Raw genomic sequence first — 247 nt, forward strand, 5'->3', positions numbered from 1 at the left:
AACAAAGCCATTCCGATAGCGGCCCAAATCATCGCATCCATCGGCAATTTACGCCGTCTTAACGTCGCAACGCCCTGAGAGTCCAAACAAGATTGAATTAACTCAGGTTCTAACACATCAGCTAAGCAGGTGAATTCGGTTAGGCGGGTAATATGAGTGCGGGCGAGTGCTTCTGAGAGTTGCATAAAAAAATCCGATGACATGAGGTCATCGGATTTTGATCTTTTCAGCGAGATCGTCAAGCGAT

At 46.6% G+C, this 247-nt stretch carries 1 protein-coding gene; it reads right to left on the reverse strand.

Features of this window, described 5'->3' with window-relative positions:
- On the reverse strand, positions 1-203 hold a 203-nt coding region (locus MO387_RS21055; RefSeq protein ID WP_242326526.1), incomplete at its 3' end, for a transposase domain-containing protein.
- Between the last annotated feature and the right edge of the window lie 44 nt (positions 204-247).

The organism is Shewanella sp. N2AIL, from assembly GCF_022690845.1.
Classification (GTDB): domain Bacteria; phylum Pseudomonadota; class Gammaproteobacteria; order Enterobacterales; family Shewanellaceae; genus Shewanella; species Shewanella baltica.